11 protein-coding genes and 2 pseudogenes are annotated in these 14,616 nt (G+C 56.0%); 7 read left to right on the top strand and 6 right to left on the bottom strand.

Annotated elements, in window-relative coordinates; all coding sequences use genetic code 11:
* Positions 1-150: 150 nt before the first annotated feature.
* Genes GYH29_RS07600 through GYH29_RS07585 form a run of 4 tightly spaced genes read right to left on the bottom strand, consistent with a single transcriptional unit; the run spans position 151 to position 3,568 of the window.
* Entirely contained in the window at positions 151-1,185 is a 1,035-nt protein-coding gene (locus GYH29_RS07600; RefSeq protein WP_161523453.1) for a tetratricopeptide repeat protein, read from the bottom strand.
* On the bottom strand, positions 1,182-2,879 hold the full coding sequence (locus GYH29_RS07595) for a DUF4384 domain-containing protein (RefSeq protein ID WP_161523452.1): 1,698 nt from the start codon (positions 2,877-2,879) through the stop codon (positions 1,182-1,184). Before GYH29_RS07595 ends, GYH29_RS07600 begins: the two co-directional genes overlap by 4 nt.
* Positions 2,869-3,231 (bottom strand): hypothetical protein, encoded by a 363-nt coding sequence (locus GYH29_RS07590; RefSeq protein ID WP_161523451.1) that lies wholly within the window; start codon positions 3,229-3,231, stop codon positions 2,869-2,871. Before GYH29_RS07590 ends, GYH29_RS07595 begins: the two co-directional genes overlap by 11 nt.
* 43 nt (positions 3,232-3,274) lie before the next feature.
* Positions 3,275-3,568 (bottom strand): hypothetical protein, encoded by a 294-nt coding sequence (locus GYH29_RS07585; RefSeq protein ID WP_161523450.1) that lies wholly within the window; start codon positions 3,566-3,568, stop codon positions 3,275-3,277.
* A gap of 274 nt (positions 3,569-3,842) precedes the next feature.
* On the opposite strand from GYH29_RS07585, the pseudogene GYH29_RS07580 reads away from it, so the two are divergent.
* The 3 genes and pseudogenes from GYH29_RS07580 to GYH29_RS07570 all read left to right on the top strand — a co-directional run.
* Positions 3,843-4,431 (top strand): annotated as a pseudogene (locus GYH29_RS07580) (IS256 family transposase); the annotation flags it as partial.
* 311 nt (positions 4,432-4,742) lie between these two features.
* A pseudogene (locus GYH29_RS24810) lies at positions 4,743-5,475 on the top strand (IS3 family transposase); the annotation flags it as partial.
* 1,198 nt (positions 5,476-6,673) lie between these two features.
* The gene (locus GYH29_RS07570) at positions 6,674-10,561 is read left to right on the top strand and encodes a non-ribosomal peptide synthetase (RefSeq protein ID WP_161523449.1); all 3,888 of its coding nucleotides are present in this window, start codon (positions 6,674-6,676) and stop codon (positions 10,559-10,561) included.
* A gap of 85 nt (positions 10,562-10,646) precedes the next feature.
* Here the strand turns inward: GYH29_RS07570 and GYH29_RS07565 are convergent, their stop codons facing one another.
* Positions 10,647-11,006 carry a translation initiation factor Sui1 gene (locus GYH29_RS07565; protein WP_081545508.1) on the bottom strand — a complete coding sequence of 120 codons (360 nt, stop codon included), beginning with the start codon at positions 11,004-11,006 and terminating at the stop codon, positions 10,647-10,649.
* A gap of 152 nt (positions 11,007-11,158) precedes the next feature.
* On the opposite strand from GYH29_RS07565, the gene GYH29_RS07560 reads away from it, so the two are divergent.
* From GYH29_RS07560 to GYH29_RS07545, 4 genes are all read left to right on the top strand, one after another.
* Positions 11,159-11,509, top strand: a complete 351-nt coding sequence (locus GYH29_RS07560) for a thioredoxin family protein (RefSeq protein ID WP_019102150.1) — start codon at positions 11,159-11,161, stop codon at positions 11,507-11,509.
* Positions 11,510-11,642: 133 nt separating this feature from the next.
* Positions 11,643-12,053 (top strand): VOC family protein, encoded by a 411-nt coding sequence (locus tag GYH29_RS07555; protein ID WP_019102151.1) that lies wholly within the window; start codon positions 11,643-11,645, stop codon positions 12,051-12,053.
* A gap of 119 nt (positions 12,054-12,172) precedes the next feature.
* Positions 12,173-12,631 (top strand): MarR family winged helix-turn-helix transcriptional regulator, encoded by a 459-nt coding sequence (locus GYH29_RS07550; RefSeq protein ID WP_081576297.1) that lies wholly within the window; start codon positions 12,173-12,175, stop codon positions 12,629-12,631.
* A 163-nt stretch (positions 12,632-12,794) separates the two neighbouring features.
* Positions 12,795-13,367 carry a cysteine hydrolase family protein gene (locus GYH29_RS07545; RefSeq protein ID WP_161523448.1) on the top strand — a complete coding sequence of 191 codons (573 nt, stop codon included), beginning with the start codon at positions 12,795-12,797 and terminating at the stop codon, positions 13,365-13,367.
* A 152-nt stretch (positions 13,368-13,519) separates the two neighbouring features.
* On the opposite strand, the gene GYH29_RS07540 is transcribed toward GYH29_RS07545, so the two are convergent.
* On the bottom strand, positions 13,520-14,437 hold the full coding sequence (locus GYH29_RS07540; RefSeq protein ID WP_039755311.1) for a bestrophin family protein: 918 nt from the start codon (positions 14,435-14,437) through the stop codon (positions 13,520-13,522).
* Between the last annotated feature and the right edge of the window lie 179 nt (positions 14,438-14,616).

Below are 14,616 nucleotides of genomic sequence, written 5' to 3'. Positions count from 1 at the left end.
GGTCATTCTTGATGGCTCATCGGACACGGCCGAACGAGGTTCAGGACGATGTAATTATACCAGTTGGCTGGTGCATCGAGGTTTTGAGTTGCCCTAGGGTCTGTGCAATTCATGGATTTACGTAACAAAGCATACAATATCTCCACTATCTCACGATATCACATCATCTGATATTAGGTCGGCGTGCCGCGGAAGCGGCTTATCCCGGCACAGAAAAGATGGCTGATTTACCTCCCTATAGTGCAAAATCTCACGCATCCAAGTGGTATTGTTATAATTGGGGTTTTTTATTTTTGATTCGATTAATCCCAATATATACTTCGCTCTTGGCTCGCCATGTAATGCGGCTCGTCTATACCAACGAATAGCCATAGAATAATCAATGCCTACGCCTTCCCCCTTATGATAAAAGGTACCTAAATCATACATTGCATGTGGCTCTCCCTGCTCGGCAAGCATTCGTACATCCTGGACTCTAAATCTCAGTCCCTTTATGGCTTGCAAACACATTAGATTAAGTGCTGCAGGTGCTAATCCCTTATCTGCAGCGCTAGTATACCATTTTAAAGAGCTATCCAATGCCCCCCCCATTTTTCCTACTTCATACCATATACCAAGCTCATTCTGAGCAAATTTATCGCCAGCATTAGCTGCATCCAATATATATCGATTGCCAATCTGCTCATTGCCAGAGGCTATTTCAATCAGGCCTTTTAGATATAAGTATTTTGATCCAATGATCTCATTAGCCTTCTCTAAATATGCTTTCGCAATATTTAAATCTTTTGGCACTCCGCGTCCAATCAGATAAAGATATGCGAGTGCAAAATCAGCATTACTGTCACCTACATCTGCAAAATTTCTCCATATAGCTGCTGCCCGTTGGAAGTGGTGCTCCGCTTCATGTCTATTTGACTTCAAGCCTAGACGATAAGCGACAAGAGCCTCATTCTCAATTACTTTTTTTTCAGCAGCTTTTTCCCTGTCGCGCAAAATACTTTCAACACGGAGAACGGGTTCAACCCCACCTGGGTTATCTCCCGTAATAATTACAGGCTCCTTTTTTTCTTTCCCTCCCCCCAAGTCAGGCATCTTTTCTTCGTGCAACACAAAGATTGCAGCTTGACAATTTAAGATCCAACCTAGAATACATAACTGCGCACCAATGTTGTAAAGAATCTTCATTTCTTACCTTTATTACTTTTTGAACCAGCAGGAGAAATACCTATTTGTATTTCTACATGACTAAGGCTACCAGCCTTTAATGCAACCATACTGTCATTGATAGATTCCATACTATGACCGCCAGGAAGTGGCTCTAATCCAGCACCTAGCAGTGGTGCCGGCAATAAGTCAAAAACGCCAGCGTTCGCTGCATAACAAGATACTCTTTCCTTACCTGCCCGTTCTGCGCGAATTTTGAATCCAGCATCCTGATCTGGGATATAAATACTCGTCCTTGCGCGCACATCGCTAGCAGGCTGCATTGGATTAGGAAATATTTGAGAAACTACACCAGATGCATCTTGATAATAACAACGTAAAGCCGCACTGCGCCCTAAACTGATTTCCAGCTGAATTTGGTCGTTCACTAAAATAGTGTTTCCATTTTTAGAGCGCAAATCCATTGAAATAGGCCCCTGAGCGGGGGCATAGCCCGCAACTACAGAACTACTAATATCTGCTTTTGTATTTGAAAATTTATGAATATTATTAATAGGCGCGGCGGCACCAAATACATCGACAGGCACTTGAGCTGCAATCATACGCTCATAAGTTGGAAAACCCAACAGTCCAGTAGCAGGCAAGTTATTATCCATTTGATATTGTGCAATCGCTTTTTTTAGGTCAATACTTGAGCGACCATCAATCTCTTTTTCAAAATATGCCTGACGACGCAATATAGTCTGCGCAAATCGAAGCAGTTCTTCTGGCGAGGTTGACCGATACCAAGAATGCAGCTCTCGTTGGAACTCAGGCGCAGACTCTCCTAATGCAAGACATTTCCAATATGGCAATTTTAACCACTTCCCAACCAATTCAATCATTCCTAAATCTACCAGCCCACGAATTGCGATTCCAGTTCCTTGACTATGATCTTTAGAAAAAGAAAATTGAACACCTGTCTTTAAAATAGAACCGCCACCATCAAATGCCCCTCCACCTTTAGCGACAATTGCAGAATTAGCAGAATACAGCCCTGGAATTAGAGTACGCGTTTGCATTTCCCCAAGGTGCAGCTCCAAAGCTATTACAGATGCATTAACATCTGAATCCGTCGCAAAATCTGAATTTATTTCTTTACCCTTGATTAAACTATCAACTGATAGGCCTAGGCTATTTCTTTTGGCAATTATATTTTGATCTACATAACTGATTGCACCAGAAACATATACACTGGGAGGGGTTATGGATAATGCATTCATTCCCAGCAATAAGCTGCTCAAATACTGAACAGTATCCTGATGTGTGAAACTCACCTCATAGTCTACAAACTTAAACGCCCCACTACGCTGTGACATTTGGGATAAAGACGTGATAACAATATCTTTAACCGAAGCACCCGCCTTCCCTGAAGAATCAGCAATAGATTTACTGGTAATAAGAAACGGGCCTTGTTTCGACTCTGCTAACATATCATCCATACAAGCCAATGATTGACTAAATGAACTAATCGAACGAATAGGTTCTACTACTGGACTTCCCTCTGAATACGCTGATTTTAAAAACTCTTTATTATCTCGCGGTGACAACGTACACCCCGCGACAGATATAGCGACAATGGATGAAAGCAAACGACTTAGTACCTGACTGGACATTTTATGATACCGGCTCCGTCTATCCAAAATTTCTTTCCTACGTAATTTCTTAACATTCATTAACTACAACCCCCTTTATAATGACTATATTTTCTTTTGGGGTACGCCCGCCTGCACGCATATCACCTGTATTTATATTCCCAATTGATGTAGAACAATTTTTACGCCTAAAGCCATTGTCATTTTTTTTCTCAATAGTTAGCTCGCTATTACCAGTTCCTCCGTCAGAAGCTCGCAACACTCTATTTCTCGCCAATGCAGATGTGACCTTCGCATTTTGTGCTGGATCTACTCCTTTTCGAGTTGCAATCTCTTCTGCAAAAACAGCCCCCTTAAACACTAAGAAATTAATTAGAAAACATGATGCGAAAGTAATTATTATTTTCATGACATCCTCACATGCGGCGGCCATCAATAATATCCTTGGCCGCCGCAACAATTAATAACTACATGCACTATTTGCCAGTGACTGTTCCAACACTCAACTCAGCCTCGCTCCCAGGCATAGCCATATTTAAAAGAGCACCATTATTCACATCCAGCGTTTGAGTATTGTTCCCATCAATTTTTACATTACCCTCAACTGATGCCGCACTCAATTTCGCCTTAGATACCATGCCACTAGACATGTTAAGAATTGCACCATTTTTAACCTTTACTGCCTGCGTGTTATTTCCTTTTATTTCTACTTTCGCATATGCTGCGCTAGTGAAGCCCGCCATAATAGCAATTGCAATTAGCTTTTTCACAACAACCCCCTAAGTAAGTTTAATCGAACCTTGCCAATATAATGGCACAACCTTTAGATAACACACATGATCCTCAATATGAAAATACATGCAACAAAAGACTATCAATTTGGATCAAATCAATCTATCGAAATAAATAGAAATCCACCATGCAAGCAGCACGCTGCTGTCTTTAACCAAAATTTCATATTGATGGAGGGGCGTGTACTGGCTTTGGTGTAAACGGACATTTAGCAGGAAACTGCCACCTAATCTGGTACACAATAAGCTCGAAATTTCCTCCATCACCGACGCTGTCAGCAAAAAGGTCAAAGCTTGGCAGGCTCCCTCCCTGGATTCGTTCTATCCGGTCACCTACCTCGGCTGTATCCACGTGGAGGTGGGTTAAGGGGCTGTACGCGTGAAGGCCACCTATCTCGCCATCGGCGTTACCCTCGCTGGAGAGAAGTAGGTGCTGGGGATGTGGTTGGCTCAGACGGAGGAAGCCAAGTTCTTGCTTCTGGTCGTGACCGAGCTGCGTAACCGGGACGTACAGGACATCTTTATTTCCTGCGCCGATGGCCTGAAGGGTTTCCTGGAGGCTATCGAAGCTGCCTTCCAGAAAGCAGCTGTGCATCGTGCTCATGGTGCGGCACAGCTTGAACTACATGTTGTGGAAGCGTCGTCCGGAAGTAACCTCCGACTTGAAGCGAATCTACCAATCGTCCACGCTCGACGAAGCAGAGCAACGGCTAGCCGAATTCGAGGCAAAGTGGGATGGGGAGTATCTGCTAATTGGCCAGTCCTGGCGGCGTAACTGGACCGGGTTGACGCCATTCTTCGACGTCCCGCCGGAAATCAGGAAGGTGATCTACACCACCAACACCTATGCTATGAGCGCTGGTTACAAGCATTTCTCGGCAGTAAAACACCGTGTAATAGATGAAATAAGGCATGCAATACGGGCCATACGATACAATGTAGATAACAAGCACAACAGACCCATAATAGATATTGCGGACTCCAGCGCGTCTGGCCAGTCGTGCCAATAGTGGCTGTCCATTACTAGCTGCTAACGCTGGAGGTGACGGCATTGAATGCTAACCTGCTCCCCATAAACAGGGCCATCCGAAACTTAGTAAAGTTCGTCTTGTACTAGGAGAACGAACTTGAAGAAGCGGTCACGGAAGAACAAATTATCGAGTTTCTGAAGCAGGCCGAAGCCGGCGTGCTGGTGAAGGAGTTGTGCCGGCAGCATGGCTTTAGCGATGCCTCGTTCTACAACTGGCGGGCCAAGTTCGGCGGCATGGAGGTTTCAGATGCCAAGAGGCTGAAGGAGCTCGAAACCGAGAATGCCCGGCTGAAGCGCTTGCTGGCCGAGGCTATCTTGGACGCCGAGGCACTCAAAGTCGCACTAGGGGTAAAGCGTTAACCCCGCAACAGAAGCGTGAGGCGGTGCAGCGGATGCGCGAGATGACCCCTATCTCGAAGCGACGGGCCTGTCGGCTGGTGGGGTTGTCACGCAGTGTCCATGTCTATCAAGCACGAACGATGGTCAGGAATGCGCAGTCGAAGACACGACTAATCGAGTTGGCCCAGAAGCGGCACCGGTTTGGCTATCGCCGCTTGCACATCCTTCTGAGTGCGGGTCAACCACAAGCGGGTCTACCGGCTGTATCGTGAAGCGGGCTTGATGGTTAGGCGACGGAAGCGGCGTCATGGCGTTGCCGTGGAACGAGAGTCCTTAGAACGGCCAGATCGGTCCAATGCGGTGTGGTCAATGGACTTTGTCTCAGATGCGCTGGCCAATGGTCGACGCATCAAGGATGCTCACTATCGTGGATGATTTCAGCAAGGAATGCATCGCCGTGGTCGCAGATTATGGGATCTCGAGGCTCAACGTGGTCCGAATGCTGGAGCGGGCAGCCTGATTCCGGGGATAGCGGCCATTTTTCATTGGTCACACAAAAGTCAGCTTTGGCCGAGGAACATCCCCTAGGTTACGTCGAGCGTCAGCAGTGAACCTCTCTACTAGATGGCCACTACTAGCCGAAAGACTAAGTACTTTACACAAGCGATCTTTACTACTCCGTCTTCCCATGACGATTTTCCCCAAATAAATCATCAGCATGATGAACAATTTGCTGATATATAGTTCCGGTTACCGTTCTGATCCTCCCGGATCGTCAACTGTCGCACAAGACCGAAATGCATGGCGCCCTCAGCGGATGGCGCCGGAATTTCGGTCTTTTTCTTTGCGCATCATTCAACTCTCCGCAGGCGTCAACCGGATAGGGGTTAACAGCCCATGCGTCTTTCTTGCCCGCTCGTCACACCGCCCCCCATTTGCCGCGCCGCGGCATGATCGCGCTACCCGCCTTCCCAGCCAGCACAAAGTTTGCTGCGTCGCACCGTTTTCCGCATAGCTACCATAGCCTTTAAACACATGTATTGAGCAAGATTAATATTCCATCCACCCTCTCAAAATGTGCGTTTGCACAAATGAGACAAATCCCTCTTGCCAACATATGTCGAGTGAATTTTACTGTATCAATTTCATGCCGTATTGATATAATTTCCGCGTATTATCAAAACAACATATTCGACCCGTCTTATACGACATGTGCAGGGCAACCATGAAAAACGCCATAACGCGCACCCACCCCCCCCGGCCACGCCAATCCACGGCGTCGCCGACAGACCCCCCCTTCCCCGCGCCTATCTGCCGGCAGTAAACCAAGCCATGTACTAAGAGCCTGTTCAAAGTCTCGCGAGCAGGAGTGAGACAAGGCGAAAACAGCTAAGGAAGCGAAATGTACAAATGGTACATGAGCATTCTGAAGCGGCACTCACCGTGTCACGTCTTACAGCTCGTTGCAGATCGTAAACAGGTTCTAAAAGCGGCTAACACACCCCTGATGCTACGTTGCGTCGACTTCCCGCACTCAAGTACTGCCTGCGTCGTCGCGCCTTGCCTCGGTTGTAACGCTGACTGTTATTAACCGCTCTAAAGCCGCCGCAATAGCGGAACGCGCGCTTTTCTGCCTTTGAAGCCGCGCCCTATCCGCCATTAATCCAATTTTAAATACATTGAATTAACTGAAAACACAATTTATTGGAAATATCATGCTAGAAGATAAATCAATCTGCCCACTGAGCGCCGCTCAGCAAGAAGTCTGCCTGGCCATCGGTCAAGAAGGCCGCAATCTTCATTACCACCTGTGCGATGTGATCGAATTCAACGGCGATTTGCAAACGCCCTTGCTGGAACAAGCCATCAGAACCGTGTGCCAACAGGTGGACACCCTGCGCGCCGCTTTCGAAACGGACCCTGCCACCGGGCAATACCGGCAACGCCTCCGCCCCAAGCTGCACAACGACTATTTTTCCTGGCACGACCTGTCCGCCAAACCGAACCCGGAGCAGGCCTACTCGGCCATGCTGGAAGAACTGCTGGCCGACGATATGGACCTGGCCGAGCAACCACTGATCCGCTATCTGATAGTCAAGCTGGCCGATCGTCGCCACCGCATGATAGAGCTGGGCTCCCACCTGGTGGTGGACGGTTTCGGTCACGCCATCTTGTTCAAACACATTACCGACTGCTATGTCCGGCTGGCGCGTGGAGAAGCCATCGAGCCGCTGCCGGCGCAGCCGCTAAGTCAAGTGTTCGATGCGGAGCAGGCCTATCGTCAGAGCGAGTCTTATCTCAAGGACCAATCTTACTGGCGCCAGTACTGCCTGGGTCTTCCCGACCCCACCCAGCTGGTGCCGGGCGAAGCTCCCCTACGCAAGCTGAACCGGCTACGCAAGGTCTTCTCCGGCGCGGCGGTGGACGGACTGCGAGAAACCGCTTCACTGCATCGGCTCCGCCTGTCCAGCGTGCTGCTGGCGGCCTGCGCCACCTATCTTCACAGAATGACCGGACAAAGCGAGCTGGCGGTGGGCATGCCGGTGGCCGCCCGCCAATTGAAAGCCCTGCGCGAGATTCCGGCCATGGTGGCCAACATCCTGCCGCTGCGCATCTCGTTCACGCCGGAATCCACGGTGTTGTCCATCGCGGCGGACATCCAACGCCAGTTGCGGCGTCATCTGTTGCATCAGGGCTACCGCTCGGAAGCCATGATCCGCGACCTGTACGCGGAGCGCGGCCACAAGCCTCTGTTCAACACCCTGCTCAATATCGTGGCCTATGACCAGGAAGTGGACTTCGACGGCTGCGAAGCCACGGTTCAGAACGTCGCCAACGGCCCCGCCGACCATCTCGGCATAGACATCTTCGACCGCAACGCCGACGGCCGGCTGGAGATAGGCTTCAACGCCAACGCCGATCTTTACCCGCTCGAGGCGCTGGAGCTGCATTACGCGCGGATGACTTTATTGCTGGAGCGTTTCGTCGACGCGCCGGAAACCTTCGCCTCAGACTACCAACTGCTGCTGCCCGGCGAGCTCGAGCGCTGCTATCCGCTGCCAGCACGCGCCGACGCGCCGCCAGTCTTCGCCGACGCCTTCGCCGCCTCCGCGCGGAGCCACGGCCACCTGCCGGCCCTGCGCCGGGGCGAACGCGAACTCAGCTACGCCGAGCTGGACGACCGCGCCGACCGTCTGGCCAGCCTGCTGCTGACGCGCGGCGTGCGACCCGGCGACGACGTCGCCGTCATCGTATCGCGCAGCATCGAATGGGCGGTTGCGGCGGTGGCGCTGTTCAAGCTCGGCGCCGGTTATGTGCCGGTTGACCCCGATCTGCCGGAAGCCCGCATCGAATACATTCTGGCCGACGCCTCGCCGGCCGCGGTCATCGTCGCCGCCGGCGGCGTCGTCAAAACCGAGCTTGCGCCGGAGAAACTGCTCTATCTGGACGCCGAGGCGCTGGACGCGCTGCCGCCTGCCGCTCTCCCGCTCCCTCGCGTGCCCCCCTCCGCGCCCGGCTATCTGATCTACACCTCCGGCTCCACCGGCAAGCCCAAGGGCGTGGAAGTGACTCACCGCAACCTGGTGCCTATCGCGGATACCGCGATCCGGGCGGCGGGGTTGCAAGCCGGCCAGCGCGTGCTGCAATTCATCGCGGCCGGTTTCGACATGTCGGTTCTGGAAATCATGATGACGCTGCTGGCCGGCGCCACCCTGGTCCTCTGCGATAAAGTCTCCAGCGCGCCCGGCAAGCCGCTAGCCGCGCTGGTGAAACGGGAAAACATCAAACTGCTGGTGATGACGCCCAGCCTGCTGGCCTATCACCAGACCGAGGACTTCCCTCGGGACACCGTCCTGATGCTAGGCGGAGAGCCGTGCACCCCGGCGCTGCTGGCGCGCTTCTCCCACTGCCGTCTGCTCAATGTCTACGGCCCAACCGAAACCTCCTTCGCCACCTCGATCAACGCCGACTACGGCGACGGCGACCTGTCCATCGGCCCCGCTACCGCCAACACCCGGCTCTACGTGGTGGACCCGCGGCAACGGCTGCTGCCGCCCGGCGCCTGGGGAGACTTGTTCATCGGCGGACCCGGCGTGGCCCGCGGTTACCGCAACAGTCCGGAGCTGACGGCCAAAGGCTTCGTCCCCGATCTACTGGACCCCGCCGACACCATGTACCGAGCCGGCGACCGCGTATTCTTTGACCACGCCGGCCACATTCACTATCAGGGCCGTCAGGACAACCAGATCAAGCTGCGCGGGCTGCGCATCGAACTGGACGAGATCAAAAACGCCTTGCTAGGCTGCGGCGGCGTGGAGGACGCCGTGGCCTTGCTGCGCGATCTGCCGCACGGCCCGGCCATCGTCGGCTATGTGGCCAACCAGCAGTTGGAGTTGGACAGCGAGGGGCTGAAACAGGCGCTAAGCCGTCAATTGCCCCATCACATGATTCCCAGCGTCATCATCGTGGTGCCGGCCTTTCCGCTCACGCCCAACGGCAAGCTGGCCACCAGCGAACTGCCCACGCCGACGCTGCAGGACGACGGCGAGCAAGCGCCGCCGCGCACCCCGGAAGAAGAAATCATGTGCCGGCTGTTCGCGACAGCGCTGGAATGCGGGGAGGTCTACGCCAATCAGAATTTCTTCGCGCTGGGCGGGCATTCGCTGCTGGGTCTGCAGCTGATCAACACTATCAGGGAAACCTTCGGCGTCTCTCTGGGCATCGCCGACTTCCTGGCAGCCCCCACTCCGCGCCAACTGGCTCAGCGGCTGGAGCGGCCAGCCGCTTTCAGCGATCCCTTCGACGCCATGTTGCCGCTGCGCGTTCAGGGCGGCCGGCCCCCGCTGTTCTGCATCCATCCGGGCGGCGGCATCGCCTGGCCCTATGCCGGCCTGCTGCCCTTTCTGCCGGAGGATCAGCCGCTGTACGCCATCCAGTCGCCGATACTGCGCGACCCGGACCGCGTCATTGAATCGCTGGATGAGTTGGCGGAGGAATACCGGCAGCGCATCCAGGCGGTGCAGCCGCGCGGGCCGTACCAACTGGCCGGCTGGTCGGTGGGCGGCAACCTGGCGCTGCGCCTGGCCGCCATGCTGCAGGCCGACGGCCATGAGGTCAGCTTCCTGTGCATGTTCGACAGCTACCCGCTGCAAGGCGGGCCGGCTTCTCTGAAGCTGGACGACGCCACCATCATCACCCGGATGACGCGCGCCATCGTCGGCGCGCCGCGCGCCGGCATCAAGGGGCTGAAGAGCGCCATGGAGGAAGTGCTGGGCGGCAGCCAGGTTGGCGATGAGTTTCTGACCCGGCTGGTGAACGACTCCAAACTGATGCTGGAGCTGCTCGCCCGCTGCCGCTATCAACGCTACGACGGCGACTTGATCTTCATCCGCGCCACCACCGACATCCTGCGCCCCGAGGATCAGCAGCCGTCGCTGTGGCAGCCTTACATCTCCGGCAAGCTGATCGAGTATGAAGTGAACGCGCCGCATGAATGTCTGCTGCAGCGCCAGTATCTGGAACAGTTCGGCGCTCAATTCGCCGCCGAACTACAACGGCGGACCTCGCTCGGTGTCGGCCAGGCTCAGGCGCAGCCGGCGTAGTCCCCCAGTATCAGCCTTGGCCCGCGGCTTGCCGCGGGCTTTTTCATTCCGACGAGGGCAGAGCGCCGCGTGCGGGGAACGACTGCTAGCCGCCTGCGCGCTTCACCGTCCAGCCGCGCTGCTTGAGCAGCCCAACCACCTGTTCGCAGTGATCGCCCTGGATCTCGATCACACCGTCCTTGACCGTGCCGCCGCTGCCGCAGGCGTTTTTCAGCTGCTTGCCCAGTTGCGCCAACTCCAACGCGTTCAGCGGCGCGCCCTGGACCACGGTGACCGCCTTGCCGTTGCGGCCCTTGGTTTCTCTGCGCACCCGCACCACGCCGTCGCCGGCCGGCGCCTCTTGCTTGCCGCATTGGCATTGGGCAACGGCGAAGCCGCACTGCGGACACATGCGGCCGTGTTCGGTGGAGTACACCAAGCCGCCGGAAACATTGCGCGATTTCATGATTTCAAACCCTGGGCCATTGACGAAACGGCCTGCATCGTCGCGGTTTTGCCCGGCTTTGGCAAGCCCGCGTCGCCGCCTCTTCGTCAAAGCGCTGGCAAACTCTCCAGTCTTTTGGCATATTTAAAATTCACCCCAGCCCCTCCCAGACCATGGACGAACTCTACCGCGACCCGGCTCCGGAACGCGCCCAACTGGATGCCCAGCCCGGCGTCACCGTGCTGGAATTCGGCGCGCCCTGGTGCGGCCATTGCCAGGCGGCCCAGCCCTTGATTCAACAAGCGTTGGCGGAGTGCCCCGGCGTCCGTCATCTGCAAATCGAAGACGGCCCGGGCCGCCGCTTGGGGCGCAGCTACCGCGTTAAGCTATGGCCTACGCTGATTTTCCTTCGTCACGGCCAGGAAGCCGCCCGCTTGACCCGGCCCGACACGGCGGCGGCCGTCAGCGACGCGCTGCGGCAATGCTTGCCGCCCGAAGAGCATGTTTACGATATCGCTAGCTAAGGCGAAAACAGAGTACACATAGGGTACATGAGCATTTCAAAGACAGTTCAACGCGGTATCGCCGACGCGCAGCAGATCGTAAACAGCTTCTGAAGTAAAGCCGGCCTCTCCCCCACCACCAGGAGTCTCTCTGATGAAAACCCTGCTGCCCTACATCAACTTCCACGGCCAGTGCGAACAGGCGCTGGCCTTCTACCGCCAATGCTTCAACGGCGAGATTGTGGCGCTGATGCGCTTCGGCGACGCGGACTTCCCCAGCCCGGACGAAGCCAAGAACAAGATTCTGCACGCGGAGTTCAAAGCCGAAGGCGTTCATTTCATGGCCTCCGACGGCATGCCGGGCCGCACGCCCGTCCTGGGAGAAAACATCACGCTGAACTTCATGCTGGACAGCGAGGCGGAGCAGACGGCGATCTTCGAAGCCCTGGCTCAAGGCGGCCAAATCAACGAACCGCTGCACGACGCCTTCTGGGGGGCCCGCTTCGGCATGCTGGTCGACCGCTTCGGCATACGCTGGATGAGCAACTGTCCGAAGCCGAGTTAAGCCTCCGCTCAATGCGGGCCGCGAGGCGGCGAGCGCGGCACGAACCCCGCCAAGAAACCGTCCTCGCGGCACTTTTCCCGCATTTATCTATACATACATAGCTATGCTAAAATAGCCGAATGCCACACCTGACCGTCACACCGGAAGCCGCTTCCCAGCTGCGCCTGCAACTGATGGCCTTGACGCGCCGGCTGCGCCTGGAAGCGCAGGACGACGAACTGCCGTTCGCCCAACTCTCATTGCTCGCCTGTATCGAACGCGCCGACGGCACAGCAACGCCGTCGGCGCTGGCTCGCGCGGAAAAGCTGCGCAGCTCCAATCTGGCCAGCCTGCTGCGCGAGCTCGAGACCGGGGGGCTGATTCTGCGCGCCGCCGATCCCGAAGACGGCCGCAAGGTCCGGGTCCGTCTGAGCGAAGCCGGCCGCAGCGTCCTTGAGGCTCACCGCCTGCGCAAAGACGACTGGCTGCGCGCCGCGCTGGCCGGACTGCCGCCGCAACGCCTGGAGCTGCTGCTTGCCGCCGGCGAGGTGCTGGCGGAGTTGGCCGCCGCTGAACCGCCGACCGCGCGCCAGCCTTGATCAATACGTAATTAGAGCCGCTAACAAAACCTCACAGAGAGCCTGAGCCAAGGCGCGCCGACGCAGAAAACGAAGTTTCTGCGAAGCTACAGTACAAGTGGTACGACAAGGAGGCGCAACGCAGGATCAGGGGTTTTGTTAGCGGGTCTTAAGGAGCTCAGCGATGAACACCGCTTTTATTGGTTTGGACTACATCCACGACATCATGGTCGAAGGCGGCAAGGTTGCCCGCTGCGCCGAACACGCGCGTCAACGCGGCGTCATCGTCGCCGCCAACCAGGCCATCGCAGAGACGCGCCGCCGCGGCTGGCTGGTGGTACAGGTGAAAGTGGGCTTCTCGCCCTCCTATGTGGAGCAACCTAAAAACTCGCCGCTGTTTGGCCGCGCGCGCGAATTCGGCGCGCTGGACCTGTCCGGCCCCGGCACCGCCTTCCATCCGGATCTGGACGTGAGGCCGGAAGACGCCATCGTGATCAAGCCCCGCGTCAGCGCGTTTTACGCCACCTCGCTGGAAGCCGTGCTGCGCGCCCATCGCATTGAACGCCTGATCTTGTCCGGGGTCAGCAGCACTTGGGCAGTGCAGGCCGCCGCGCGCGACGCCCACGACCGCGATTATCAGGTGCTAGTGCTGGAGGACGGCTGCGCCGCCGCCAGCGAAGAAGAACATCGGATCTCGATGCGCCAGTTGGAGACGATAGCGCGCATCATTCGCCTGGATGAGCTGGCCGCGCTATAAGAGCCTGTTCAAAGTCCCGCGAGCCAGAGCGAGACAAGGCGAAAGCGAGCGGAAAAGCGGAATGGCCAAGGGGTAGATGAGTATTTTGAGGGTGTACTCACCGTGTAACGCTCCACAACGCGCAGCAGATCGTAAACAGGTTTAAACCCCGATCAATACAAATAAATGCCCTGCTGCTCCGGCGCCGGCGCGGCCACGTCCTCGCCCTGCATCTCGCGCAGCGAGGCCTCAATGCCGTGGCACAGCGCGGACAACGGCAGGTCGTTGCCCTCCTTGCCAAACGGCTCTTCCAGCTCCTCGCCTATCACTTCCAAGGCCAGATAGGTGTAGGCGATGAAGACGGCGATCGCCGGCGTCAGCCAGCCTATGCTGGTGACTAGGCCGGCCGGCAGCAACAAGCTGTACACGGTGACGGTGCGGTTGAGCAACACCCGGTAAGTGAAAGGGATGGGCGTGGAGGCGATGCGCTCGCAGCCGCCCAGTACTTCGGACAAGGAGTTCAGATTGCGGTCCAGCGCATGCCATTGCATATCGCTCAACGCGCCGTCGCGGCGCATGCGCGCGGTCAATTGTCCCAACCAGGCCAGGATCAACGCCGGCTTGAAGCGTCCCGCCAACGCCTTGTCCAGGATCTCCTCCGGCAGCAGCCGCCGCAAATGCGCGTCGGCGTCGTCGCCGCGCAGCTGCGCCTTCAACGCGTAAGCGAAGGCGCAACAGCCGTCTATCAAGCGCCGCGCGTCGGCGTTGTCCGGCGCCAGCGACAAGGCCTGCCGCGCCAGCGAGCGGTTGACGATCAGCAAGCTGCCCCATAGCTTGCGCGCTTCCCAGAAACGTTCGTAGCTGACCGAGTTGCGAAAGCCCAGGAAGATGGCCAGCGACACCCCCATCAGAGTAAAGGCGGGAATGCTGAGCGCCGAATCCGCGTGCTCGCTCAGCCACCAGCCGCGCACAGCGGCGGCGGCGATGGAAATGAAGAAAACCAACAACAGGCGCGGCATGATGCGCGGCAACACCGAACCGTGCCAGACAAACAGCAAGCGCAGCCAGGAAGAGGTGGATCTAACAATCATGGTGGGAATATGACGAAGTAAGAACGTGTTTACGATCTCGCGAGCTAAGGCGAGACAAGGCGAAAACCGCTGAGAAAGCGGAATGTACACACGGTACATGAGCATTTCGAAGGGGTGTTCAACGCCGTATCGCCAACGCGCAGCTGATCGTAAACAGGTTCTAAAATGGTTGACCGGAC

The organism is Chromobacterium haemolyticum (assembly GCF_009936155.1).
GTDB lineage: Bacteria > Pseudomonadota > Gammaproteobacteria > Burkholderiales > Chromobacteriaceae > Chromobacterium > Chromobacterium haemolyticum.
This window is presented reverse-complemented; position numbering and strand designations above follow the sequence as displayed.

Bases quoted from the DNA above. Each gene is read 5' to 3' on its own strand.
- GYH29_RS07550 (WP_081576297.1), top strand. From the start codon at position 12,173: ATGCCACACCTGACCGTCACACCGGAAGCCGCTTCCCAGCTGCGCCTG.
- GYH29_RS07565 (WP_081545508.1), bottom strand. From the start codon at position 11,006: ATGAAATCGCGCAATGTTTCCGGCGGCTTGGTGTACTCCACCGAACAC.
- GYH29_RS07595 (WP_161523452.1), bottom strand. From the start codon at position 2,879: ATGAATGTTAAGAAATTACGTAGGAAAGAAATTTTGGATAGACGGAGC.
- GYH29_RS07560 (WP_019102150.1), top strand. From the start codon at position 11,159: ATGGACGAACTCTACCGCGACCCGGCTCCGGAACGCGCCCAACTGGAT.
- GYH29_RS07540 (WP_039755311.1), bottom strand. From the start codon at position 14,437: ATGATTGTTAGATCCACCTCTTCCTGGCTGCGCTTGCTGTTTGTCTGG.
- GYH29_RS07600 (WP_161523453.1), bottom strand. From the start codon at position 1,185: ATGAAGATTCTTTACAACATTGGTGCGCAGTTATGTATTCTAGGTTGG.
- GYH29_RS07555 (WP_019102151.1), top strand. From the start codon at position 11,643: ATGAAAACCCTGCTGCCCTACATCAACTTCCACGGCCAGTGCGAACAG.
- GYH29_RS07570 (WP_161523449.1), top strand. From the start codon at position 6,674: ATGCTAGAAGATAAATCAATCTGCCCACTGAGCGCCGCTCAGCAAGAA.
- GYH29_RS07545 (WP_161523448.1), top strand. From the start codon at position 12,795: ATGAACACCGCTTTTATTGGTTTGGACTACATCCACGACATCATGGTC.
- GYH29_RS07590 (WP_161523451.1), bottom strand. From the start codon at position 3,231: ATGGCCGCCGCATGTGAGGATGTCATGAAAATAATAATTACTTTCGCA.